The sequence below is a fragment of the Haematobacter missouriensis genome, assembly GCF_000740775.1.
GTDB classification, from domain to species: Bacteria; Pseudomonadota; Alphaproteobacteria; order Rhodobacterales; family Rhodobacteraceae; genus Haematobacter; species Haematobacter missouriensis.
This window is the reverse complement of the sequence record NZ_JFGS01000044.1, coordinates 1-23,173: the sequence shown is the minus strand read 5'-3', so window position 1 is coordinate 23,173 and position 23,173 is coordinate 1. Positions and strand designations below refer to the sequence as shown.

15 protein-coding genes and 1 pseudogene are annotated in these 23,173 nt (G+C 67.1%); 8 read left to right on the top strand and 8 right to left on the bottom strand.

The window, feature by feature from the left end; all coding sequences use genetic code 11:
* Positions 1 to 117: 117 nt before the first annotated feature.
* Positions 118 to 897, bottom strand: a complete 780-nt coding sequence (gene xth / locus CG51_RS17140) for an exodeoxyribonuclease III (RefSeq protein ID WP_035747083.1) — start codon at positions 895 to 897, stop codon at positions 118 to 120.
* A gap of 103 nt (positions 898 to 1,000) precedes the next feature.
* Here xth and CG51_RS17135 point away from each other — a divergent pair, with 103 nt between their 5' ends.
* On the top strand, positions 1,001 to 1,837 hold the full coding sequence (locus tag CG51_RS17135; protein WP_035747089.1) for an aldo/keto reductase: 837 nt from the start codon (positions 1,001 to 1,003) through the stop codon (positions 1,835 to 1,837).
* 10 nt (positions 1,838 to 1,847) lie between these two features.
* Here CG51_RS17135 and CG51_RS17130 read toward each other — a convergent pair whose 3' ends face one another.
* Positions 1,848 to 3,161, bottom strand: a complete 1,314-nt coding sequence (locus tag CG51_RS17130) for a dicarboxylate/amino acid:cation symporter (RefSeq protein ID WP_051930808.1) — start codon at positions 3,159 to 3,161, stop codon at positions 1,848 to 1,850.
* 726 nt (positions 3,162 to 3,887) lie between these two features.
* On the opposite strand from CG51_RS17130, the gene CG51_RS17125 reads away from it, so the two are divergent.
* Both CG51_RS17125 and pbpC read left to right on the top strand, forming a co-directional pair.
* Entirely contained in the window at positions 3,888 to 9,314 is a 5,427-nt protein-coding gene (locus CG51_RS17125; protein WP_051930806.1) for an alpha-2-macroglobulin family protein, read from the top strand.
* A complete protein-coding gene (gene pbpC, locus CG51_RS17120) occupies positions 9,314 to 11,350 on the top strand; it encodes a penicillin-binding protein 1C (protein ID WP_035747081.1) in 2,037 nt (678 codons plus the stop codon). The genes CG51_RS17125 and pbpC overlap by 1 nt, the downstream gene beginning before the upstream one ends.
* A gap of 18 nt (positions 11,351 to 11,368) precedes the next feature.
* On the opposite strand, the gene CG51_RS17115 is transcribed toward pbpC, so the two are convergent.
* Positions 11,369 to 11,719, bottom strand: coding sequence for a DUF2794 domain-containing protein (locus tag CG51_RS17115; RefSeq protein WP_035747079.1), 351 nt, complete (start codon positions 11,717 to 11,719; stop codon positions 11,369 to 11,371).
* Between the two features lie 894 nt (positions 11,720 to 12,613).
* Positions 12,614 to 13,261, bottom strand: coding sequence for a carbonic anhydrase (locus CG51_RS17110; protein WP_035747077.1), 648 nt, complete (start codon positions 13,259 to 13,261; stop codon positions 12,614 to 12,616).
* A gap of 1,000 nt (positions 13,262 to 14,261) precedes the next feature.
* On the opposite strand from CG51_RS17110, the pseudogene CG51_RS17105 reads away from it, so the two are divergent.
* Positions 14,262 to 15,644, top strand: a pseudogene (locus tag CG51_RS17105) (leucyl aminopeptidase family protein).
* Complete coding sequence (locus tag CG51_RS17100; protein WP_035747076.1) at positions 15,641 to 16,492, top strand: C40 family peptidase; 852 nt, start codon at positions 15,641 to 15,643, stop codon at positions 16,490 to 16,492. The pseudogene CG51_RS17105 and the gene CG51_RS17100 overlap by 4 nt, the downstream one beginning before the upstream one ends.
* A 991-nt stretch (positions 16,493 to 17,483) precedes the next feature.
* Here CG51_RS17100 and CG51_RS17095 read toward each other — a convergent pair.
* The 4 genes from CG51_RS17095 to CG51_RS17080 all read right to left on the bottom strand — a co-directional run bounded on the left by CG51_RS17095 (position 17,484) and on the right by CG51_RS17080 (position 20,550).
* Positions 17,484 to 18,659 (bottom strand): acetyl-CoA C-acyltransferase family protein, encoded by a 1,176-nt coding sequence (locus CG51_RS17095; RefSeq protein ID WP_035747075.1) that lies wholly within the window; start codon positions 18,657 to 18,659, stop codon positions 17,484 to 17,486.
* 71 nt (positions 18,660 to 18,730) lie between these two features.
* Positions 18,731 to 19,468 (bottom strand): metallophosphoesterase, encoded by a 738-nt coding sequence (locus CG51_RS17090; protein ID WP_035747085.1) that lies wholly within the window; start codon positions 19,466 to 19,468, stop codon positions 18,731 to 18,733.
* Positions 19,469 to 19,492: 24 nt separating this feature from the next.
* Positions 19,493 to 19,996 (bottom strand): hypothetical protein, encoded by a 504-nt coding sequence (locus tag CG51_RS17085; protein ID WP_035747073.1) that lies wholly within the window; start codon positions 19,994 to 19,996, stop codon positions 19,493 to 19,495.
* Positions 19,997 to 20,085: 89 nt separating this feature from the next.
* On the bottom strand, positions 20,086 to 20,550 hold the full coding sequence (locus tag CG51_RS17080) for an Lrp/AsnC family transcriptional regulator (protein WP_035713246.1): 465 nt from the start codon (positions 20,548 to 20,550) through the stop codon (positions 20,086 to 20,088).
* 143 nt (positions 20,551 to 20,693) lie between these two features.
* Here CG51_RS17080 and CG51_RS17075 point away from each other — a divergent pair, with 143 nt between their 5' ends.
* The 3 genes from CG51_RS17075 to CG51_RS17065 form a co-directional block, all read left to right on the top strand.
* Positions 20,694 to 21,701 carry a sulfate ABC transporter substrate-binding protein gene (locus CG51_RS17075; RefSeq protein WP_035747072.1) on the top strand — a complete coding sequence of 336 codons (1,008 nt, stop codon included), beginning with the start codon at positions 20,694 to 20,696 and terminating at the stop codon, positions 21,699 to 21,701.
* The gene (cysT, locus tag CG51_RS17070; protein WP_088233952.1) at positions 21,701 to 22,540 is read left to right on the top strand and encodes a sulfate ABC transporter permease subunit CysT; all 840 of its coding nucleotides are present in this window, start codon (positions 21,701 to 21,703) and stop codon (positions 22,538 to 22,540) included. Before CG51_RS17075 ends, cysT begins: the two co-directional genes overlap by 1 nt.
* Positions 22,533 to 23,173, top strand: a 641-nt coding sequence (locus CG51_RS17065; RefSeq protein WP_035747069.1) for a sulfate ABC transporter permease, incomplete at its 3' end; no start/stop codon positions are given. The genes cysT and CG51_RS17065, both read left to right, overlap by 8 nt.

Sequence of the window (23,173 nt, the reverse complement as noted above, 5' to 3'; positions counted from 1 at the left end):
AGCCACTTGACTTGCCTCTGCCTTCGGAGGGCAGCACTCTATCCAGCTGAGCTACGGGTGCGCGTCTGGTGCGTCTCTTAACCGGCCTCCGGGGCGGGCGCAACGGGTTTTCTGCGGTCAAGCGTCAAGCTCGATCCAGATCGGGACATGGTCGGAGGGTTTCTCCCCCGCCCGCACCTGCTTGTCGATGCGGCAATCGGATAGCAGATCGGCGGCCTGCGGCGTGAGCAGCAGGTGGTCTATCCGGATACCGTCATCGCGATTCCAGGCGCCCGCCTGATAGTCCCAGAAAGTATACTGGCCGGCGGATTGATTGCGTGCGCGGAACGCATCGGTGTAGCCCAGCGCCAACAACTTGCGGAAGGCGGCGCGCGTCTCTGGCAGGAACAGTGCGTCCTTTACCCAGGCCTCCGGGCGCTTGGCGTCGCGCGGGTCTGGAATGACATTGTAATCACCCGCCAGCACCGCGGGATCCTCCAGCGTCAGCAGGTCGCGCGCGCGGGCCTCCAGCCGCTCCATCCATGCGAGCTTGTAATCGTATTTCGGCCCCGGCGCGGGGTTGCCGTTTGGTAGGTAAAGCCCGCAGACCCGTACAGGCCGCGTCGCCGCCACCGTCGCCTCGATCCATCGGGCCTGCTCGTCGCTGTCGTCGCCGGGCAGACCGCGGGTCACATCCTCAAGAGGATATTTCGACAGGATCGCTACACCGTTGAAACCTTTCTGGCCGTGAGTTTCCACGTTGTAACCCATATCCTCGATGGCTTCGCGCGGGAAACCTTCGTCCACGGTCTTGATCTCCTGAAGGACGACGACGTCGGGACGCGCCTCGCCCAGCCAGGCGGTGAGGGCCTCGATCCGTGCGCGAACCCCGTTTATGTTGAAACTTGCGATCTTCATACGGCACCTCCGACGCATCGTTGTATCCTTCTCGCCGCGGAAGGCCAAGAAGATGAACCTTAACGGGACGGCGCGCATTGTTCCCATGCAGAAGGAGACGCAGATGAACGAAAGCGACATACGTTTCCCCGAGGGCGAAACGGTAGCCCGGCTTGGTCAGGGCACGTGGATGATGGGAGAAGACCCATCCCGCAGGAGCGAGGAGATCGCCTCGCTGCGGAGGGGGCTGGATCTTGGACTCACGCTCATCGACACCGCCGAGATGTATGGCGACGGCGCGTCGGAAGAGATGGTGGGCGAGGCGATCCGCGGCCGGCGAGAGGAAGTGTTTCTCGTTTCCAAGGCCTACCCGCAGAACGCCTCTGAAGCCCGCCTGGCGGATGCCTGCCGCCGCAGCCTCAAGCGTCTCGGGACGGACCGGCTGGACCTTTACCTGCTTCATTGGAGAGGAGCCGTGCCGCTGGGCGAGACGGCAATCGCCATGGAGCGGCTCAAACGCGATGGGCTGATCCGGAATTGGGGCGTCAGCAATCTCGATACCGATGACATGGAGGAACTGATGGCAGTGGATGGCTTCGGCTGCCAGACCGATCAGGTTCTCTACAATCTCACGCGGCGCGGAGTAGAGTGGGATCTGCTGCCGTGGCTGTCTTCCCGCGGGATACCCGCAATGGCCTATAGCCCGATCGAACAGGGACGGCTTCTTGACCACCCGGAATTCACTTTGCTCGCCGAGAGTCTCTCCTTGTCACCCGCGCGTCTGGCGCTGGCATGGCTGCTGGAACGGCCGGGCGTCATTCCCATCCCGAAGGCCGGGAGCGTGGCACATGTGGAGGACAATGCGGGCGCGCTCGAAGTCAGGCTGGATGAGGAGACACGGACCTTCCTCGACACGCTGTTCCCGCCGCCTACCCATCGGACCGCCTTGGAGATGATCTGACCACAGTCTGTCAGGGTCTGTCGTCTCTGCTCTCCGGCGGGGCGATCTCGCCCTGCCAGCGGGCGACCGTCGCTGTGGCAAGGCCGTTTCCGATCACGTTGGTGGTGGTCCGGCCCATGTCGAGGATCTGGTCGATGCCGAGAATGAGGAGCACGCCCTCCGCGGGAAGCCCAAACATCGGTGACACCGCCGCGACGACCACCAGTGACGCCCTCGGCACCCCCGCGATCCCCTTTGACGCGAGCATCATCACCAGCAGCATGGTGACCTGCTGGCTGAAAGTCATCTCGATCCCATAGGCCTGCGCGATGAATAGCGCGGCAAAGGTCTGGTACATCATCGACCCGTCGAGATTGAAGGAATAGCCGAGCGGCAGGACAAATCCCGTCACCCGCCCGCTCACCCCGAAGGCCTCGAGCTGGCTCACGGTTTTGGGATAGGCGGCCTCGCTCGACGCGGTGGAGAAAGCGACGAGCATCGGCTCCTTCAGCAACGACAGCAGATGGAACACGCTCGGCCCCAGAAACAGCCGGCCCGCACTGATCAGACAGGCCCAGAGCAGCATAAGACCCAGATAGAACCCGCCGATGAACCGGCCGTAATCGATCAGCACCCCCAGCCCCTGCACCGTCACCACCGCCGCCATGGCAGCAAAGACGGCCAGCGGCGCAAGACGCATGACATAGCCGGTGACGATGAACATCGCTGCGGCGACGGCCTCGGCAAGCGCGAGTATCGGGGCGGCCCTTTCCCGGGGCAGCGCCCCCACGGCAAGACCGAAGAACACCGCGAAAACGAGGATCTGGAGCACCTCGTTTCCCGACATCGCCGCGACGATGCTGTCGGGAAAAACATGGGTGAAGAACTGCGCGAGGCTCAGTGTATTCGTTTCAACGCCCTCAGCGCCGCGCCCCGCCGGCAGGGGCAGGTTCAGGCCCGCCCCCGGGCGCACAATATTCGCCATCGCCAGCCCGATCAGCAGCGAAACGAGGGAAGCCGTGACGAACCAGCCCATGGCCCTGAGCGCCAGCCCGCCCACAGCCTTCGCATCGCCCAGACTGGCGATACCCGACACGATGGTCGAAAGGACAAGTGGCGCGATGATCATCTTGATGAGCCGCAGAAAGATGGTCGTCACGATGCCGAACCGCCCCGCGATGACCTCCGTCATTTCTGGGCTCGCCGCCGATGCGTGGCACCAGCCACCGACGGCGACGCCCAGAACCAGCGCCACTCCGATCCAGAGTGCGAGGTGACCTTTTCGCCCATCGGACGTTTGCTCCGCGCCCGATGCCGCACCTGCGGGTTTCGTCACTCCGGCCATGCACCTCCCCCGGCCATGTCCTTCCCTCGCGGCAGGACCTTTCACAGGCTGTCAGCGAATGTTTCGGGGTTGCCCTGAGAGGGAGACCTTCCCCGCATTGTTAAAAGGCGCCCGGAACAGCGGTTTTGCCTCATGACCGAACCGATTTTCCGGCTTTCAACGCAAGCCCAGGTGAGCGCGCGACGTTTCAGTAGCCTGCTAGCAAAGGTATCGCGCAGGTCGCAAAGGCCAAGTTGCGGCGAGGAAAAGGCATTCGTGCGGCCATTCTGCGGAGAGCGGTCTCCCGCCCGTGCTTCGATTTACTCGGAGATCAGCCGAATGAAACCCGGTCCTGTTCTCTGGAAAGCAACCTGCAAGCCAGGCGTGGCGACTATTGCCCTCATCCACCCGATGAAGTCGCCAGAAGCCCATGCCTTCCGAACAACCGGACTTGGCCGTTGTCATCCGCTATCTGCCGCCCGGGCCGACGGCTATCACGCGCGCCACGTCGGGACGGCACCGGCTCCTCGCCAGCGAGCGTTGTTGAACAGTCTGCCGTTGCCCATGCAAACCACGACCGGAACACCCCAACTTCAGGAGCAGGCGGCGCAGGTCTTGAGAATTTGCACGGAAACGGCACCCGTGGTTGTCACGCCAGCGGCTTCCCCTATCCTAGAACAAGCGCGCGGGTGCCCGCCCGCGACACCATGGCCCGGAAGATCGCCCAACGGCAATCGGAGAAGTATCATGCGTTTGTCTCTCGGCTTTCTCTCGGCGCTGGTGGTCGTCGCAGGGACAACCATGCTGCCTGCACAGGATATGGTGCCGGAGCGGCGCCTCGCGCTCACCAGCGGACAGGATATTCCGGGCGGAGATATTCGTCAGATTTTCGGCACCACGCTCGACGCCTGCGCACGCGCCTGTCTTGTCGATGCCCGCTGCGTGGCCATGACCTTCAATGCGCGCTCAGGCGCCTGTTTTCCAAAGTCCGCCGCCGGCCCGGCCTCTCCCTATTCGGGCGCGATCTCCGGCCCGATCATCACCCTTTCTGCCGCCGCGCGAAGCCGTGGCGCCGCGCGGGCGACGGAACTTGCGGCGTTCCTGACCCCCGATGATCTGACAGAAGCCCGGTCACGCGCCGCCGCTTTTGCCGCGCGCCATCCGGCAGAAGGCCGCGCGCTCCCCACGCTGCTGGACGAGGGGGAGGCCGCGCGCGCCGCAGGCCAGTGGCAGACAGCCGCGGAGCTTGCCGCGCAGGCAATCACCCTCGCCGATGACAGCGCGGACTGGACCCGCTACGCCCTGCTCACCCGCCGCGCCGCGCTTGCCCCGGAGGCGGAGGATCGCTGGGGTGGCTTGCAGGAGTCGCTCTCCGCCGCAATCAACGGCTACCTCCGGGCGGAGACCCCTCCTGCCCGCGCAGCATCCCTGACGGAACTCGCCGCGACGCTGGAGCCGATGGGCCGGGGGCGTGACATGATCCCGGCGCTACGGCTGGCCCAGACGCTGGCGGCGCGCCCCGAAACCGCCGCGGCGCTGGACGAGGCCATCGGCAAATACGGCTTCCGCCTGACCGATACGCAGATCGACACCGCCACCGACCGGCCCCGGATCTGCGCGGTGTTCTCCGAGCCGCTTGCCCCCGCCGGCGTGGATTATGCGCCCTTCGTCCGCCTGCCCGATCCCGCGCTTTCGGTGGAGACGACGGGCCAGCAGATCTGCATCGGCGGTGTCCGGAATGGCGAGCGTTACACCCTGACCTTCCGGCGCGGTCTGCCCTCGGCGCGGGGCGAGGTGCTCCGTGCCGATACGCCGCTCACCGCCTATGTGCGCGACCGCAGCCCCGCCGCGTGGTTTCCGGGACGCGCCTATGTGCTGCCCCGGACGGGAGAGGCGGCGCTTCCGGTGACGACGGTGAACGCGGGCCGGCTCGACCTCGTCCTTTCGCGTGTCAGCGACAGGACACTCGTCCGCGCGATGCAGGAGCAGATCTTCGCGACGCCTCTGCCTCCTTGGCGGATCGAGGATTTCGACGCGCAGCTTGCCCAGGAGATATGGCGCGGCACGGCAGAGGTGCCCGCCCCCCTGAACCGGGAGGTCACCACCCGCCTGCCGCTCGCCGCGGCCGGACCGCTGGAGCCGGGCGTCTATGTCCTTCGCGCCACCGTCGCGGATACGGCAGACAGCGACACGCCCCGGCCGCAGCAATGGTTCGTCATAAGCGATATCGGCGTGACCAGCATGACCGGAGCGGACGGGCTGACGGTCTTTGCCCAGAGCCTCGGCACGGCGGAGCCGCTGGCCGGGGCACAGGTCTCGCTTATCTCGCAGGGCAATGCCGTGCTCGCGGCAGCGGAGACGGATGACACGGGCCGCGCCGTCTTTGCCCTGCCCCTGCTGCGCGGAGCAGGCGCGGGGGCGCCTGCGCTTCTCACGCTCCGTCGGGGGGAAGACCTTTCGTTCCTGTCGCTGACGGAGCCGGAGTTCGACCTGTCGGACAGGGGGGTCGCGGGGCGGGAGGCACCGCCACCGATCGATGTGTTCGTGACGACGGAGAGAGGCGTCTATCGGCCCGGCGAGACGGTGAACGTCACCGCGCTCGCGCGGAACGACAGGGCGGCGGCGGAAACCGGACTGCCGCTCACGCTCCGCCTGACGCGCCCGGACGGGGTGGAATATACGCGGCAGACCGGCGCGGATCTGGGCGCCGGGGGCCATGTCTGGTCCGCCCCGCTCGGCCCGGACGCGGCGCGCGGCTTGTGGCGGCTCGACATTCTGGCCGAGGCGGATCGCCCGCTGGTCAGCCGGACCTTCCTCGTCGAGGATTTCCTGCCCGAGCGGATCGACGTGTCGCTGACGCTTGCCCAGACCCCGCTGCGGCTCGGCGCGGTAGCGGAGGGAAGCGTGGCCGCACGTTATCTCTTCGGGCCGCCCGCGCCCGATCTGGCAGTGGAGGGAGAGGTGCGGCTGCGCGCAGCCTCTTCGCTTGCCGACTGGCCGGGTTATCGCTTTGGATTGCAGGATGCCCCTTTCGCGCCGCAGATGGCCCCGCTCCCCTCCGGCCTTCGCACCGGGCCGGACGGAACCCTGCCGCTCACCCTTACCCTGCCGCCCGTCGATCTGCCGCCTGCACGGCCGCTGGAGGCGGAGATCGTCCTGCGCGTCGCGGAAGGCTCCGGCCGGCCGGTGGAGCGGCGGACGGTCGCCCCCGTCCTGCCCGGGACGCCGGTCATCGGCATCCGTCCCGCGAACGAAGGCCCGGTGCCCGAAGGCGGCGAAGCCCGGTTCGATGTCATCGCGCTGGACCCGGCGTTCACCCGTGCTGCCCTGCCCGTGCGTTGGACCCTGGAACGGGTGGAGACGCGCTACCAGTGGTTCAATCTTGACAGCGCATGGAACTGGCAACCCGTGACAACCCGTGCACGCGTGGCGGAGGGAGAGGCGCGGATCCCGGCCGATGCCCCCCTCGCCCTTGCTCCCCGTGTGGACTGGGGCCATTACGAACTGCGGGTGGAGGCGGCGGATGGCACCCCGGTGGGAAGCTCCGTCGGCTTCGACGCGGGTTGGTACGGCGCAGTGGAGGGCAGCGGCACCCCGGACCGGCTGGAGGTCTCGCTGGACCGGGAGAGCTACAGCCCCGGCGACACCGCGCATTTCCGCATTTCCTCGCGGGAGGGCGGGCAGGCGCTGATAACCGTTTTGGCCAACCGGGTGATTGCAAGCCGGGCCGTCACCGTGCCCGCGGGCGGTGCCGTGGTCGACCTCGCCGTGACGGAGGACTGGGGCACCGGCGCCTATGTGACGGCCTCGCTCCTCCGCCCGCTAGACAAGGCGGCGGGACACAACCCGGCCCGTGCGATGGGCCTCGCCCATGCCGCCATCGCGCCGGGAGCCAAGCGGATCGTCGCGCGCTTCGACATGCCCCCCGGCACCGAGCCCCGTGGCCCGATGGAGGCGGTGCTGCGGGTGGATGGCGCGCCACCCGGCACTTATGCCACCATCGCGGCGGTCGATCTGGGGATTCTGAACCTCACCGGTTTCACGCCGCCCGACCCGGAGGGGCACTACTTCGGCCAGCAGCGGCTGGGCGTGGGGATCCGCGATATCTACGGCCGCCTCATCGACGGGCTGAGCGGCGCGCCCGGCGTCGTGCGCTCGGGCGGCGATGCGGGCGCCCAGTCCCGTATGCAGGGGGAGCCACCCACAGGTGCACCCGTTTCCTTCTTCTCCGGCCCTCTCGCCGTGGAGAATGGCGTCGTGCGGGCCAGCTTCGACCTGCCCGCCTTCAACGGCACGGTGCGGCTGATGGCGGTGGTCTGGTCCGACACCGGTGTCGGGCAAGCCACTGCCGATGTCAGCGTGCGCGACCCCGTCGTCGTGGAAGCAAGCGCCCCCCGCGTGCTCGCTCCGGAGGATGAGAGCCGGCTGCTCCTCCGCTTCACCCATGCGGGAGGGGCGGCGGGGCGGATGCCGCTTACCGTCACGGCCAGCGGGCTGACGCTCTCCGCACCGGTTCCCGAGGCGATCGAACTGGCCGAAGGCGCCACGGCCGAGGTGACGCTCCCCCTCTCCGCCCTCGCGCCGGGCGAGGCGCGGATCGCCGTCGCCCTCACCACGCCCGACGGTCGCACGCTCACGCAGGAGGTGGCAATCCCCGTCCGCCGCAATGACCCGGTGGTCAGCGAGACGCGCCGCCTCACCCTCGACCCCGGCCAGACGCTCCGCTTCGACCGCGACCTCTTTGCCAACTACGTTCCCGGCACGGGGAGTGCCACGCTCGCGGCGGGGCCACAGGCGCGGCTCGATGTGCCGGGACTGTTGAGGCTTCTGGCAGACTACCCCTATGCCTGCACGGAGCAGACGGCCTCCCGCCTGCTGCCGCTGCTCTACTTCACCGATACGCTCGCCCGGATGGGCCTGCCGCCCGCGGAGGACGCGACGCGGAAGGCCGTTGCGCGTATCCTTGCGAACCAGTCGGCCAACGGCGGTTTCGGTCTTTGGCAGGCAGGATCGGGCGATCTCTGGCTCGATGCCTATGCAACCGATGTGTTGCTCCGAACTCGGGAACAGGGCGTCACCGTGCCGGAGCGGGCGCTGACCAGCGCGCTCGACAACCTGCGCAACCAGCTTTCCTTCGCACCCGACTTCGATACCGGGGGCGGGCCCTGGGCCTATGCGATGCTCGTGCTTACCCGGGCGGGCCGCGCGCCAGTGGACGATCTGCGCTACTATGCGGATGTGAAAGCGGCGGCTTTCGACACGCCGCTCGCAGCGGCCCAGCTTGGCGCGGCCCTGGCCACGACCGGAGACCAAACCCGCGCGGACCGCCTGTTCACGCAGGCCGGCAAGGCCGCGCTGGAGCGCCTCACCGCAGCCGGCAGCCGCACGGGCCGTGGCGACTACGGCTCGGACCGGCGCGACGCGGCGGGGGTAGTGGCCCTTGCCGCCGAGGCGGGCAGTCGCGCGGCCCCTCTCGACCTGATCGTCGCAAGGCTGGGAGAGGATGCGACCGGCTCCGCCTCCACGCAGGAGGCCGCATGGACCTTGCTGGCCGCCCACGCGCTCTCGGTCGAAGGGGCGCAAGACATCACCATCAATGGCGCTCCGGCCTCCGGCAGCGTTGCTCGGGCGCTGTCCGACGACGAAGCCGCGGCGCCCGTCACCGTCAGCAACACCGGCGGCGCGGCGAGCCTGCTCACCCTCACCACCTTGGGCGTGCCCGCGGTGGCGGAACCCGCGGGCGGCCAAGGCTATGCGATCACCCGCCGCTACACCACTCTCTCGGGAGAGCCGGTCGAAGGCCGGATTGCCCCCGGAACGCGGCTGGTCGCGGTGCTGGAAGTGACGCCCACCGAAACGGTGCCCGCCCGTCTCATCATCGACGATCCGCTGCCCGGAGGGCTGGAGATCGACAACCCGAACCTGCTCCGCGCGGGCGATCTTTCCCAGCTCGACTGGCTGCAACCGACAGAAACCGTTGCCCATGCGGAGTTCCGGGAGGACCGCTTCGTTGCGCAGATCGACAGCGACGGGGTGGAGGTGCTGCGCCTTGCCTATATCCTTCGCGCGGTGACCCCGGGCCGCTATCACCATCCTGCCGCCAGCGTGGCCGACATGTACCGGCCCGACTACCGCGCCGTGACCGCGACCGGCGTGGCCGAGGTCGGACCCTGATGAAGCGGCTCGCCCGCCTGATCCTCGCCCTTGTGGTGATCGCGGGCCTTTCTGCCGGCGGGCGGGATGCGTTCGACGGCTGGATCGACGGGACGGTGCTGCCGCCGCTGACCGTCGCCACCGGGGTGGAGGTGGTCGCGCGGGATGGCACGCTCCTGCGTCCCTACACGGTTGCAGACGGCATATGGCGGCTTTCCGCCAGCGCGGCGCAGGTGGATCCGGCCTATCTCGCGATGCTGCGCGCCTTCGAAGACAAAAGGTTCGACAGCCATCCGGGCGTGGATCTCCGCGCGCTGATCCGGGCGGGAGGCGAGTCCCTCCGCGCGGGGCGTATCGTCTCAGGTGGTTCGACCCTCACCATGCAGGTGGCTCGCCTGCTGGAAGACAGCGGCACGGGCGCGTGGCCCGGCAAGTTTCGCCAGATCCGCGTGGCGCTCGCGCTGGAGCGGCGGTTGAGCAAGGCGGAGATCCTGAGCCTTTACCTCGACCTCGCGCCGTTCGGGGGCAATATCGAAGGGGTGCGTGCCGCCTCTCTCACCTATTTCGGCAAGGAACCGCGCCGCCTGACCGCCGCCGAGGCGGCCCTGCTGGTGGCGCTTCCGCAGGCTCCCACCCTTCGCCGTCCCGACCGCAACCCGGAGGCTGCCCGGATCGGGCGGGACAACGTGCTCCGCCGTGCCGCGGGAGCCGGATTGCTCACGCCTGCTGCGCTCGCGGAGGCGCTGGCCGCGCCCGTTCCGTCCGCGCGGCTGCCCTTCCCCGCCCATGCGCCCCATCTGGCGGACCGTATGGTCGCCGCGGAACCCGGTGTCTCACCACTCCGCCTGACCATCGACGCACCGTTGCAGATCGCGATGGAGAGCCTTGCCGCCCGCGCCGTCGCACCCCGGGGCGACAGGGTGTCCGCGGCTATCGTGATCGCAGATCATGCCACGGGCGAGATCCTCTCCTCCGTCGGGGCCGCGGCCTTTGGCGCCGAGGACCGGCAGGGCTACATCGACATGACCCTCGCCGCCCGCTCCCCCGGCTCCACGCTCAAGCCTTTGATCTACGGGCTGGCCTTTGACGCGGGACTTGCCCATCCGGAAACCTTGATGGAGGACCAGCCCACCCGGTTCGGCACTTACGCGCCCCAGAACTTCGACCGGCAGTTTCACGGCACCGTCCGCGCGCGCGAGGCCTTGCAGATGTCACTGAACATCCCCGCCGTCGCGCTGACGGAGGCGCTCGGCCCCGCGCGCCTCATCGCCGCCCTGAAGCGCGCGGGGCTGGAGCCGAGCTTTGCCGGGGCGGAGCCGGGGCTGGCGATAGCGCTCGGCGGGATCGGACTTTCGCTGGAGGATATGGCCCAGCTCTATGCGGCCCTGGCCCGCGGCGGCATGGCGCTCGGCCTTTCCGCCCTCCCCGGACAGACGGAAACACTGCAACGTGTGCTCAGCCCGCAGGCGGCATGGCAGGTGGGCGACATCCTCTCCGGTCTCGCGCCGCCGCCCGGTGCGCCCGCGAACCGGCTGGCCTACAAGACCGGCACCTCCTACGGGCACCGCGATGCCTGGGCGATCGGCTATGACGGGCGCACCGTGATCGCGGTGTGGATGGGCAGGCCGGACGGCACGCCGGTTCCCGGCGCCTTCGGTGGGGATTTCGCGGCTCCCGTGCTGTTCGAGGCCTTCTCCCTCATGAAGCCGCAGCTCGACCCGCTGCCGCCGCCGCCGCCCGCCACGCTGCTCCTGCCGACCGCAGATCTCCCGCTTCCGCTCCAACGGTTCCGCTCCCCGCAGGCCGCACGTCGCGACGGGCCCGTTCTTGCCTTCCCGCCGGAAGGCGCTGTGGTGGAACCGCTGGACGGACATGTCGCCGCGCGGGTGGAACGCGGTCAGCCGCCGTTCACATGGCTCCGGGATGGCAAGCCCATCGTGAAACAGGGAAGTGCGCGGGAGTTGCTGCTGCCGCTCGATGGCCCCGGAACCTTCCGGCTGTCGGTGATCGATGGCCAGGGGCGGTCTGCAGCCGTGACATTCAGCGTACCCCACTGAGGCTCACTCAACCCAAGCTCACTCCACCGCGCGGATGAGCTTGCGTTCCAGAACCTGCAATACCTGCCGCAGATCGTGTCCCCGCTTGAGGATCTGTCCATCCATGCCGATCACAGCATACATGCCCTGCCGCCCGCGCAGGCGCGGGCGTTTCTCGATGCGGTAGAGCGGGTGTTCCGCCGTGCGCCGAAAGACGGAAAACACCGCCACTTCGCGCAGAAAGGACAATCCGTAATCCCGCCATTCCCCCGCCGCCACCATCCGCCCGTAAAGCGACAGGATCGTGCCGAGTTCCATCCGGTCGAAGCTCACCTGCTCCGGTACGGAGCTGGGATGGCTGGTGGGAAAAGGAGGGATCTGCGCCGTCATTCCGGAAAGGTGTGCTGGAAACCGTCGCAAATCAAGCACTGTCATGAGCAGGGGGGAAAGAACGACCTCAGCCCATGACGGTTCATGGCAGCGGAGGCGGGGAAATCTCCCTCCGTGGCATCGGCTTCAGCCAGAAGAGCGGCATCATCGGTATCTAACAGGCTGCTGAAAAAGTCTGGCACCTACCCAGGCCTGTATCGAAAACCAGAAAATCTGCCGGTCACGCACCAAAACTGGCTGTTTCCGGGGCGCAATTCGACGGTATGGGACAAGACCTCCGCCTCAGGGGAGGCGAGGAATGCTCTTTCAGCAGCCTGCTAAACCGGCATCTCACGCCGGAAGCATCCGAAAGGATCGGACCCCGGGCCACAGGTTGCTCGGCCCTGTCGTCGACATGTTCGCCTTGACGCAATGGCTCGGTCTTGCAGCAGCATCGCATCGGCGCAAACAGCGTCGGAAACCATGCCGCCAAGTATCATGATCATACCGTGGCCGAGGAAACCCGTGCCGTGGGGAACGCGATCACATCCCGCCTAAAAGCCCAGGGATCAACCGCGCCCGTGGTTTGCTCCTCAACCGGGAAAAGTCCCACCGTGCGGACATGTCTGTCTCCGCGGGGCTCGGTGGAAGCCAGTTCGATTGCGCGCTGGCCTGTCCCGCGACAGCCCTCGCACCACTTCTTTCCGATTCAATCCGGATCACCCAGCGCCGGTTGCAGAGCGGCGCCATCGCGGCGCGCCCATCGATCCCCAGAACGCGCCGCATGCAAGCTTCCGGGTGACCACGGTGTCAGGGCCAGCGGCAACTCATCAGGACATGCGCTTCGCGGTCTGCCGAAGCGCCCTTCCATGGGCCGCATGGCATGGCATATCCGGCAGTTCAGCCCGTGATCCGTCAGACGGCGTTCCAGCTGTCGCTCGTCGAATCGTAGCTCTCCAGCCCGCCCTCGCCGATGTCATTCCATACGCCGTGGAGAGAGAGCCGCCCCTCCTCCACCGCCGCCGCAACGAAGGGAAAGCCCAGAAGGTTGTCGATGCCGGTCAGAACAGCCAGCTTTTCCAGCGCGGGAACGCGTTCCGCTTCGGGCAGGTCCAGCACCTTGGCATAGGCGGGGCGGAGAATGTCCATCCAGCGCCCGACGAAACTCGTCTTCTCCTCAAGCTGCGGGGCATGACCCGCGCACATGTCGTAGCATCCCTGCACCCCGCCACAGCGGGAATGCCCCATGACGATCAGATTGGCGACGCGCAACGTCTCCACCGCATATTCGACGGCAGCGGAGGTGCCGTGATGATCCCCGTCAGGCGCATAGGGCGGCACGAGATTCGCCACATTTCGGTGGATGAACAGCTCGCCCGAATCCGCGCCGAAGATGGAGGCCACGTCCACCCGGCTGTCGCAGCAGGCGATGACCATGGCTCGGGGCCGTTGGCCGTCCTCAGCCAGACGGCGATACCAGTTTTGGTTGTCATCCCAGATCGTCGCCCTCCAGCCGTGATAGCGTTGCACGAGGTAACCGGGCAGAGGGCGGATCGGCAGCATCGGGTTCTCCTTTGACGAAGCGGGCGGACTCCATCCTCTTTCGCGGTGAAGTGCAAGCCCCGAGCTTCCGCATCGCGACGGCGGGCTTCCGCGCGCGGAGAGGGATCTATCGGTGTGCGTGGAGCAGACTTCCAATCGCGCCACCTAACCTGTCACCTAGCAGGCTGCTTAAATTTTCCTGAAATGGGTACCGCGGCCTATGTTCCGGAAATCGGAAAATCGGCGCAAAAAGGCCCGGGAGTACATGGATTTTCGGCTGGATCTTGTCCGGCCGTGACCGATTCCGCTCCACGACAGGCCAAAAAGCCCTTTTCATCAGCCTTCTAGGCGCTCTGTACGCGGGTCTGGCTCCATCGGATCCCAGCAATGCGTCGGGTTGGACGATTTGCGCCGAACGCCGTCACCTGCCATCCCAAACCCCTTAACCCCCGAGGGCCCACCCGTCGGCAAAGCCGATATCAACCGCAAAATCTTGCTCGGGATTGCGAAGCGCCATTCCCCTCGGGGCCGTCTGGGAGCTGACACCCGCCACCCCACGGGCGCGCGCTCAAACGCTCCCCATCAGCCCCGGCGTTCCATCGCGCATTCGGACGCGCGAGCGCCTTGCCCAGCACGTCGTTGGCATTCGCGCCTTGGCTCCCGCTCGTCACACAACCTTGGCGCGGCATCCATCGATGTACCGTTTCTTCTTCATGACCTGAGAGCGGATACGACGATGCTCCGCCACACCCGTTCAGACGGGCTACGTGGGGGCATTTGACATCACTATCACGGCCTTCCGAACGCCGATCCGACTCTCCTGCTCTGCTGCCGCGTGCCGGGGCAGGTCAGGACCCAATCCTCTTGTCGTCACCGATTTCCGCGGCCAGCGCTGTCGAACATCCCGTCCGCTCCACTCTCCAGGCATGTCCGAAGCTCGTCGTGAGGCCGGGGTTTGCTCTCCCGGCAATGAGGTTTAGGGTCACCCGCAGAGTCGTAGCAGACTGACACCGGAGCACCCATGAGCCAGACCTTCGCCACCGATGATGAAGCCGCCCTGCCCCTTCACCTCGTAGAGCAGGCGACCTTTCGCGACTGGCTGGGGCAACAGCCGGCCCCGGTGGCCGCTTGGCTGACGGCGACCGGATTCGAGGGGCGTCTCGGCGATCTGCGCCTTGTGCCGGGAGCGGATGGCGCGCCCCTTGGCGCGGTGCTCGGCCTTGGCGATGCGGCGGGCCGGAAGCGCGGGCGCTTTGCCGTTGCCCGCGCGGTGCCGCACCTGCCGGCAAGGGTCTGGAAACTGGAGGGGCTGGCGCCGGAGATGGCGGACGAAGCCGCGCTCGGCTGGCTTTTCGCGGGCTACAGTTTCGACCGCTACCGGCCGAAGAAACCTCTGGCCGACAAGCCGCGCCTCGTCGCCCCTGCGGGGATCGACGCGGCCCGGCTGGAAACGCTGGCAGCCAGCGAGACCATGGTCCGCGATCTCATCAACACGCCCGCCTCCGACATGGGACCGGAAGAGCTTGAGCTGGCCTTCCTGGCGATGGCCGAACCCTTCCGGGCACAAACCCGCGTGATCCGGGGGGAGGAACTTCTGTCGGAGAACTTCCCCATGATCCACGCCGTGGGCCGCGCCAGCCCGCGGTCGCCGCGGCTTCTGGATCTGCGTTGGGGCGAGCGGGGGCCAAAGCTCACGCTTGTCGGCAAGGGCGTATGCTTCGATACCGGGGGTCTGGACCTGAAGCCTTCCTCCTCCATGCTGCTGATGAAGAAGGACATGGGCGGCGCGGCAAACGTCATGGGGCTGGCGCGCTCGATCATGACGCTTGGCCTGCCGGTGCAGCTTCGCGTCCTCGTCCCTGCGGTGGAGAACGCGGTCGGTGGCTCGGCCTTCCGGCCGAAGGACATTCTCACCTCCCGTAAGGGGCTGACGGTGGAAGTCAACAATACGGACGCAGAGGGACGGCTCGTGCTCGCCGATGCGCTGGCACTGGCGGATGAGGAGCAGCCCGATCTGGTCATCTCAATGGCGACACTGACCGGGGCCGCGCGGGTGGCTCTGGGCCCGGATGTGCCGCCCTTCTTCACGGATGACGACGGGCTTGCCGCCGCACTCGCCGCCGCGGGGGAGCGCGTGGCCGACCCGATCTGACGCCTGCCCTTCTGGGAGCCTTATGAGGAGATGATCGAACCCGGCATTGCCGATCTGGACAACGCCCCCTCCGGCGGCATGGCGGGCGCGATCACCGCGGCGCTGTTCCTTCGCCGCTTCGTCGCCGCGCGCTATGCCCATTTCGACATCTACGGCTGGCAGCCGGCAGCCGCGCCCGCGCGCACGAAGGGCGGCACCGGCCAGGCGGGCCGCGCCATCCTCGCCGCCCTTCCGGAGGTTCTGTCGCTGTGAGCGATCCCCGCCTTACTCCTGCCAACGGCCGCGTGGCGCTTGAGTCGCTGCGCGGCATCGTGCCCGCCGAACGCTATGTGGCGGGGGAGCCGCTGCGGGTGATCCGTACCGCCGCCGACCTGCTGGACGCGCCGGGCGGCACCAGGAACCGGCAGATGATCTTTGGCGAGACCTTCCTTGTCATCGACCGGCAGGACGGCCACGCCTTCGGTCAGTCCGGGCGCGACGGCTATGTCGGCTGGATGCGGGAGGAGGCTCTGGGCCAACCCGCGGGGCAGGCGACCCACCGCGTCGCGACCTCCGCCACCCATGCCTACTGGCACCCCGACATCAAGCGAGGCGAGGCGAGGCTCCTCTCCCTCGGCAGCCGGCTTCATGTGGGGGACGAACGCGGCGCCTTTGCCGAGACGACGGACGGCTGGTTCGTGCCCCGCAGTCACCTGCGCCCTGCCGACACGCTCGAGCCTGACCCGGTCGCCGTGGCGGAACGGTTTCTTGGCACGCCATATCTCTGGGGCGGCAACAGCCGGGAGGGAATCGACTGCTCCGGTCTCGTGCAGGTCGCGCTGCGTTCCGCCGGGATCGCCTGCCCCGGGGACAGCGATCTGCAAAGAGAGGCGGCGGGTGAGGCGATGGGCGCGGAACTGCCGCCCGGAACCCCCTTGAAGCGTGGCGATCTGGTATTCTGGACGGGGCATGTCGCGATGGTGGCGGACGAGGGTCGGCTGATTCACGCCAACGGTCACGCCATGGCAGTCGTCCATGAAGGCATCGAAGCCGCTTTCGCCCGCATCCTTGCAAGCGACGGCCTGCCGGTCAGGAAAATGCGCCGCCCCACCCTGCCCTGACGCCGCCCCCACTCCTGTAAAACTCAGTACTGCACACTTCACCTGCGGTTTGTCATGGACAGTCCGACATCAGACGCAGGCCGTCAAAACGCGATGACCCGGCTCTACCCCGAAGGCAGGTCGGGAACTGCGCTGCCTTGCCCGCCGCGGCATTACGCTCCTGACGGAGGCGACACCGCGTACTTCATGCGCCGCTACTGCGGACAGGCCCACCCCGGATGCGGGCCGCTGAACCGTCATGACCCGGCGCTGCGCGGAGGGCAGGTCGGGAAACTACCCTACCCTGACCGCCGGTGCTTTGCGCTCCCTCCTGAAAGAGGCGGAACTGCATACTTCGCCGCGCTAGCAAGAAGAGGGTCACTCTGGAGGCAGGCCGCTGAACCGTCATGCCCGGCTCTGCCCCGAAGGCTGGTCTGGTACTGCGCTACCTTGCCTGCCGCTGCATTACGGCCCTGAAGGAGGCGGCACCTAACAGACTTCCGGAAAAGGCTTTTGCCCCCTCTTGAAGCGGAACTCGTTCGCAATCTGATAAAATCCAGCCAAAAAACTGGCCAGTTAACCGCCATGACCCGCCTCCGTGCGGAACGGCAAGGAAACTGCGGCCCCCAGCACAGACCGCGCCTCACGCCCATGAAGGGAGCGGCGGCGCATCGAGCTTCGCCCCCCGATAGCGCGAGAAAGGAAGCGTGCGACAGACCCGCCGGAGTCACGGGCCGCCGAAATGTCACGATCCGGCCCCATGAGAGGGCCGGGAAGTCAGCCCGCGGACCTGCCGGAAGCGCCCGGAGTCCCGACGGTGTCGTCTGGGGCGCCCCGAAGGCTTTCCCCGAACGCAGGTCGGGAGCAATCCGCCGTATCCGCGTTGCGCTTCCGCGGCATGGCTCCCCGGACATCGGGCCCCGCTTCAACCCGCGCCCACGCGGCGGCGGAGATTCGACGGCGATCCTCCAATCCCCGCCGCTCCCGCCCCGATCCTGCGCGCGAGTTCGCCTCAGATGGCTTCGAGCGCGATGGCGATGCCCTGGCCGCCACCGATGCACATGGTGACAAGCGCGCGGCGCCCGCCCGTCCGCTCCAGCTCCGCCAGTGCCTTCAGAGTGATGATCGCGCCCGTGGCGCCCACCGGATGGCCAAGCGCGATCGCACCGCCGTTCGGGTTCACCTTCGCTGCATCGAAGCCAAGACCGTCGGACACGGCCAGCGCCTGCGAAGCAAAGGCTTCGTTCGACTCGATCACGTCGAAATCGTCCGCCGTCAGCCCGGTGCGCTCCATCAGCGCCCTTACCGCCGGGATCGGGCCAAGGCCCATCACCTCGGGGCGCACCCCCGCATGGGCATAGCCCAGCACGCGCGCCCGCGGTTTCAGCCCGGCTTTCTCCGCCGCATCCGCCCGCGCCAGCACGATGGATGCCGCGCCGTCGTTGATGCCGGAAGCATTGCCCGCCGTCACCGTACCGTCCTTGCGGAAGGCGGGGCGCAGGGCGGCGAGGCCCTCACCGCTCGTGGCTTTCGGGTGTTCATCGGTGTCGAACACCGTCGTACCCTTGCGGGTGACGATCTCCACCGGCACGATCTGTCCCTTGAACCGGCCCTCGGCAATGGCGCGGGCGGCGCGGGTCTGGCTCTCCAGCGCGAACGCATCCTGCGCCTCGCGCGTGATGCCGCATTCCGCCGCCACGTTCTCCGCCGTGACCCCCATGTGGCCGGTGCCGAAGGGGCAGTTCAGCGCGCCGAGCATCATGTCCACCGCGTTCACGTCGCCCATCTTCTGACCCCAGCGGGCGTCCTTGAGGATGTAGGGCGCGCGGCTCATCACCTCCACGCCTCCCGCCAACGCGAAATCGGCATCCCCCAGCATCAGCGCCTGCGCGGCGGAGACGATGGCCTGAGCGCCGGAGCCGCAGAGCCGGTTCACGTTCATCGCGGGCACCGTGTCCGGCACACCGGCGTCGATGGCGGTCACACGGCTGACATACATGTCGCGCGGTTCGGTGTTGATGACATGGCCATAGACCACATGGCCGATCTGCCCGGGCTCAACGCCCGACCGCTCCAGCGCGGCCCTCGCCGTCAGCGCGCCGAGCGCGGTCGGCGCAAAACCGGAAAGCGAGCCGCCAAAGCCGCCGATAGCAGTCCGCGCACCGTCGAGGATCACGATATCCGTCATATTTCCCTCCCGGAAATCTCCTAGGTCCGGGGGGCAGTTGTGCATGGCAGCGGGGTTACTGCAAGGTATCGTCAGTAGGGCGGACGCAGCGGAATACGCCCCTCGTCCGTCAGGATGAACGCATCCCTACCCTCGAAGACCGCGGCGGTGATCGGCCTGCCATAGCCCGCGCCCGTATCGAGATTGACCCGGTTGCCGTGGTGGGTGGCCGCATCCAGCGCGGTGTGGCCATGCACGATCAAGGCGCCGTGGTTGCGCGTATCCTCAAGGAAAGGCGAGCGGATCCAGACAAGATCGTCCTCTGCCTGGGCGTCGAGCGGCACGCCCGGCCGCACGCCCGCATGGACGAACATCAGGTCCCCCCGCCGATAGGACGTGGGTAGTCCGGCAAGGAACTCCCGATGCGCCTCCGGCACACGTTGAAGCGCGTCGGCCTGTATCTGCGCCACCTCCCGCCCCTCGGTGCCTACCCCGTAGGAGGCCAGCGTATCCAGACCTCCCAGCGCGGGGGCGAGCCACGTATAGCGCTCGGACAGGCCCGGATCGCGCCGCGCAGGATCCTCCATGAACGCTGCGAACATGCGGTCGTGATTACCTTTCAGCACCACCCAGGGCTGCCCCGCCGCAATGCCCTCCGAGAGCAGGTCGATCACGCCCGCCGTATCCGGCCCGCGGTCCACCAGGTCGCCCAGATGCACGACGGGCGCATCCTGATCGCCGGTCCGCGCGCGATCCTCCGCGATCAATCGGTGGGCGCGGCGCAGCTCGTCGATATAGCCATGGATGTCGCCAATAGCGTAGGTGCGTATCATGATCGCGTCATCGCTCCGGGATCACGCCCTGCCGACCCGGATCGCCAGCGCCAGACGGTCCAGCGTGGCGCGTTCCTCGGCGCTTACCTGCTCGCCGCCGAATCCTAGGAAGCCGCCTTCCGTCGCCGCCTCCGCCACCTGCCGCGCTATCTCGATGAGCCAGCGGCCGAAGCCGGGGGCTTCCTCGGGAAGTTTCACCGTCGCAAGCAGCATCAGCCGCTCCACCTCCGCCACGATATCCTCGACGATTTCCGGGGGCCTGCGGTTGCGCACCTCCGCCCGCAGGATTTCGGTGACCACCTGACGCTCATCCGCGCTGTCATAGGCGGCAACCACCGCTGCGATCAGGTCGTTGTCCTCGGGATTGGCTTTGGCGCGGCGGAGTTCGCTCGCCATGGCGGCGCTTTCCTTGATCGCGCCCCACAGCCCGCTGGGATCCGCCGCCGTGACCGCAACGCCTACGAGCATGGGCAGCGCGGTGATGCGCTCCCAGTCGCGGCTCTCGAAATGTTCCTTCACGGTCATGTCCTGTCTCCGTCAGCGCATATCTTCCGCCCTGTCAGCGACCGGGGCAACATGGTGAAGCTACATCGCCGGGCGGGTTCGGCAAGGCGTCATCGGCTCAACGTATCAACCGGATAGGCAGTGGTTGCCTTGATGCTTTCCATCACGAAGTGCGACGTGACGTTCTTGAGCATCACCGCGTCGGTCAGCCGTTTGTAGAAGGCGTCGTACGCCGCCATGTCGGAGACGGCAACACGAAGGAGATAGTCCATATCTCCGGCCATGCGCAGCACCTCCATCACCTCCGGCAGAGCGCTGACGGCGGCGGCGAATCGCTCCCGCCATTCGGCGGAATGGTCGGGCGCCTCGATCCCCACCAGCACGGTGAGCGCACAGCCGATCTTCATGCCGTCCATCAGCGCCACGCGCCGCAGTATCACGCCGGACTGTTCGAGCTTCTGAATCCGTTTCCAGCAAGGGGTTTGCGACAGGCCGACCCGATCCGCGATCTGGGCGATGGGCAAGGTCGCGTCCTTTTGAAGCTCACTGATAATCTTTCTGTCGATCAGGTCCATTCTCTCCCCCATACAGAGAAACATATTCTCCAAGACCCGGCGAAATCGAAACAACGCCACCATTGAAAATAACGATAATGTCTGTCGTGATTATGGTGTCAACCGGTCCAGTGGCAAACGCCCGGACCAACGGGAGAAGACAGATGAAGCCTTTCCTTGCCTTCAAGGCAGCGGCGGCCGTTGCGGCCTCCCTTTTGCTGGCCGGGCCGGCGTTGGCCCAGAGCACCCTCCTTAACGTTTCCTACGATCCGACGCGGGAGTTCTACCGGGCCTATAACGATGCCTTCGCCAAGCACTGGGCCGAACAGGGTAACCCTGCGGCACAGATATCCACCTCTCACGGCGGCTCCGGCGCACAGGCGCGGGCGGTGATCGACGGGTTGGACGCGCAGGTGGTGACGCTGGCGCTCGCCGCCGACATAGACGCGATCGCGGAGCGGACGGGCAAGCTCCCCGCAGACTGGCAGGGCAAGCTACCGCACAATTCCTCGCCCTACACCTCCACCATCGTGTTCCTCGTCCGCGCCGGTAACCCCAAGGGGATCAGCGACTGGGGCGATCTGGTGAAGGATGGGGTGGAGGTCATCACCCCCAATCCGAAAACATCCGGCGGGGCGCGCTGGAACTATCTCGCCGCCTGGGCCTGGGCCGAAAAGACCTATGGCGACGAGGCGAAGGCCCAAGAGTACGTGAAGCAGCTCTTCACCCATGTTCCCGTCCTCGACACCGGCGCGCGCGGCTCCACCACCACCTTCGCCCAGCGCGGTCTGGGCGATGTGCTGCTCGCCTGGGAGAACGAGGCCTACCTCGCGCTGGAGGAGCTTGGTCCCAGTGAGTTCGAGATCGTCGTGCCCTCGCTCTCCATCCTCGCAGAGCCGCCCGTGGCGCTGGTGGAGGGCAACATCAAGTCCGACGCGCAGCGCAAGCTTGCCACAGAATACCTGAACTGGCTCTATTCGCCGGAGGCGCAGGCCATCGCCGCGAAGAACTACTACCGGGCATGGGACACATCGAAGGCCGCCCCCGAAGACGTGGCACGCTTCCCGAAACTCGATCTCGTCACCATCGAGCATTTCGGCGGCTGGAAAAAGGCGCAGGCCACGCATTTCGCGGACGGCGGCATCTTCGACCAGATCTACAGCGCGAAATGATGCGCGGCACCGCTCTTCGCCGATCCCCCATACCGGGGTTCGGCCTGTCGATGGGGGTGACGCTGGCGATGCTGTCGATCATCGTCCTGCTGCCCATCGGCGCCCTGCTTCTCCGCGGCGCCAGCTACGGGCCGGCGAATGTCTGGTCGGTGGCGACGGAGCCCCGCGTTCTCGCGGCGCTCCTGCTGTCGTTCCGGCTGTCGCTTTACGCCGCGCTGTTCAACCTCGTGTTCGGGGTGCTTCTGGCCTGGGTGCTTGTGCGCTACCGCTTTCCGGGCCGGCGGCTCATAGATGCCGCCGTGGACCTGCCCTTTGCCCTTCCGACGGCGGTGGCGGGCATCGCGCTCACCGCTCTCTATGCTCCCAAGGGGGTTTTCGGCGCATTGGCGGTGGAATATCTCGGCACCCGCATCGCCTATACCCAGATCGGCATCTTCATCGCGCTGGTCTTCGTGGGGCTGCCTTTCGTCGTCCGCACCGTGCAACCGGTGATCGAGGAAGTGGACCGCCAGTGGGAGGAGGTTTCCGCCACGCTGGGCGCCTCCCGCTTCTACACGATCCGGCGCGTCGTGCTTCCGGTGCTGCTGCCCGCCGCGCTGACCGGTTTCGCGCTCTCGCTGGCGCGTGCGGTGGGTGAATACGGCTCTGTCATCTTCATCGCCGGCAACCTGCCGATGAAGACCGAGATCGCCCCCCTGCTCATCGTCATCCGGCTGGAGCAGTTCGATTACGATGGGGCGGCGGCCATCGGCATCGCCATGCTGCTGATCGCCTTCGCCATGCTGTTCCTCATCAACATCATCCAGGTCTGGAGCCGGAGGAGAAGCGGCCATGTCTGACATATCCGCCCGGTCCGGGTCTCCTTCCTCCCCGAAAAGCCACTTTCGGGACCCTGCCAACGAAAGCCCGGTTTTCCGCGTCGGGCTGACCGTCCTTGTGCTCGGGGTGCTGGCGGTACTGCTCGTGGCACCGCTTGTGGTGGTGTTTTCCGAAGCGCTGGCACGTGGCTGGTTGGCGGCCGTCACCTCCCTGTCCAACCCGGATGCATGGTCGGCAATCCGCCTCACGCTCATCGTCACGGCGATCTCGGTACCGCTGAACGCGATCTTCGGCATCTCCGCCGCCTGGGCGATCACCAAGTTCGATTTTCCGGGAAAAGCCTTCCTCATCACCCTGATCGACCTGCCCTTTTCCGTCTCGCCCGTGGTGGCGGGGCTTTGCCTCGTGCTGCTGTTCGGGGCAAACAGCCTGGTTGGCGGATGGCTCGTGGCGCAGGGCTTTCCCATCGTCTTCGCCCTGCCGGGGATCGTGCTGGCGACGATGTTCGTGACCTTCCCCTTCGTCGCTCGGGAACTGATCCCGGTGATGATCGAACAGGGCAAAGATGAGGAAGAGGCCGCCTTGACGCTGGGCGCCTCCGGCTGGCGGACCTTCATGACGGTCACACTGCCGAACATCCGCTGGGCGCTGCT

Coding starts and splice junctions, on each gene's coding strand:
- pbpC (WP_035747081.1), top strand. CDS start 9,314: ATGAAGCGGCTCGCCCGCCTGATCCTCGCCCTTGTGGTGATCGCGGGC.
- CG51_RS17110 (WP_035747077.1), bottom strand. CDS start 13,261: ATGCTGCCGATCCGCCCTCTGCCCGGTTACCTCGTGCAACGCTATCAC.
- CG51_RS17125 (WP_051930806.1), top strand. CDS start 3,888: ATGCGTTTGTCTCTCGGCTTTCTCTCGGCGCTGGTGGTCGTCGCAGGG.
- CG51_RS17130 (WP_051930808.1), bottom strand. CDS start 3,161: ATGGCCGGAGTGACGAAACCCGCAGGTGCGGCATCGGGCGCGGAGCAA.
- CG51_RS17080 (WP_035713246.1), bottom strand. CDS start 20,550: ATGGACCTGATCGACAGAAAGATTATCAGTGAGCTTCAAAAGGACGCG.
- CG51_RS17135 (WP_035747089.1), top strand. CDS start 1,001: ATGAACGAAAGCGACATACGTTTCCCCGAGGGCGAAACGGTAGCCCGG.
- CG51_RS17075 (WP_035747072.1), top strand. CDS start 20,694: ATGAAGCCTTTCCTTGCCTTCAAGGCAGCGGCGGCCGTTGCGGCCTCC.
- xth (WP_035747083.1), bottom strand. CDS start 897: ATGAAGATCGCAAGTTTCAACATAAACGGGGTTCGCGCACGGATCGAG.
- cysT (WP_088233952.1), top strand. CDS start 21,701: ATGCGCGGCACCGCTCTTCGCCGATCCCCCATACCGGGGTTCGGCCTG.
- CG51_RS17095 (WP_035747075.1), bottom strand. CDS start 18,659: ATGACGGATATCGTGATCCTCGACGGTGCGCGGACTGCTATCGGCGGC.
- CG51_RS17115 (WP_035747079.1), bottom strand. CDS start 11,719: ATGACGGCGCAGATCCCTCCTTTTCCCACCAGCCATCCCAGCTCCGTA.
- CG51_RS17085 (WP_035747073.1), bottom strand. CDS start 19,996: ATGACCGTGAAGGAACATTTCGAGAGCCGCGACTGGGAGCGCATCACC.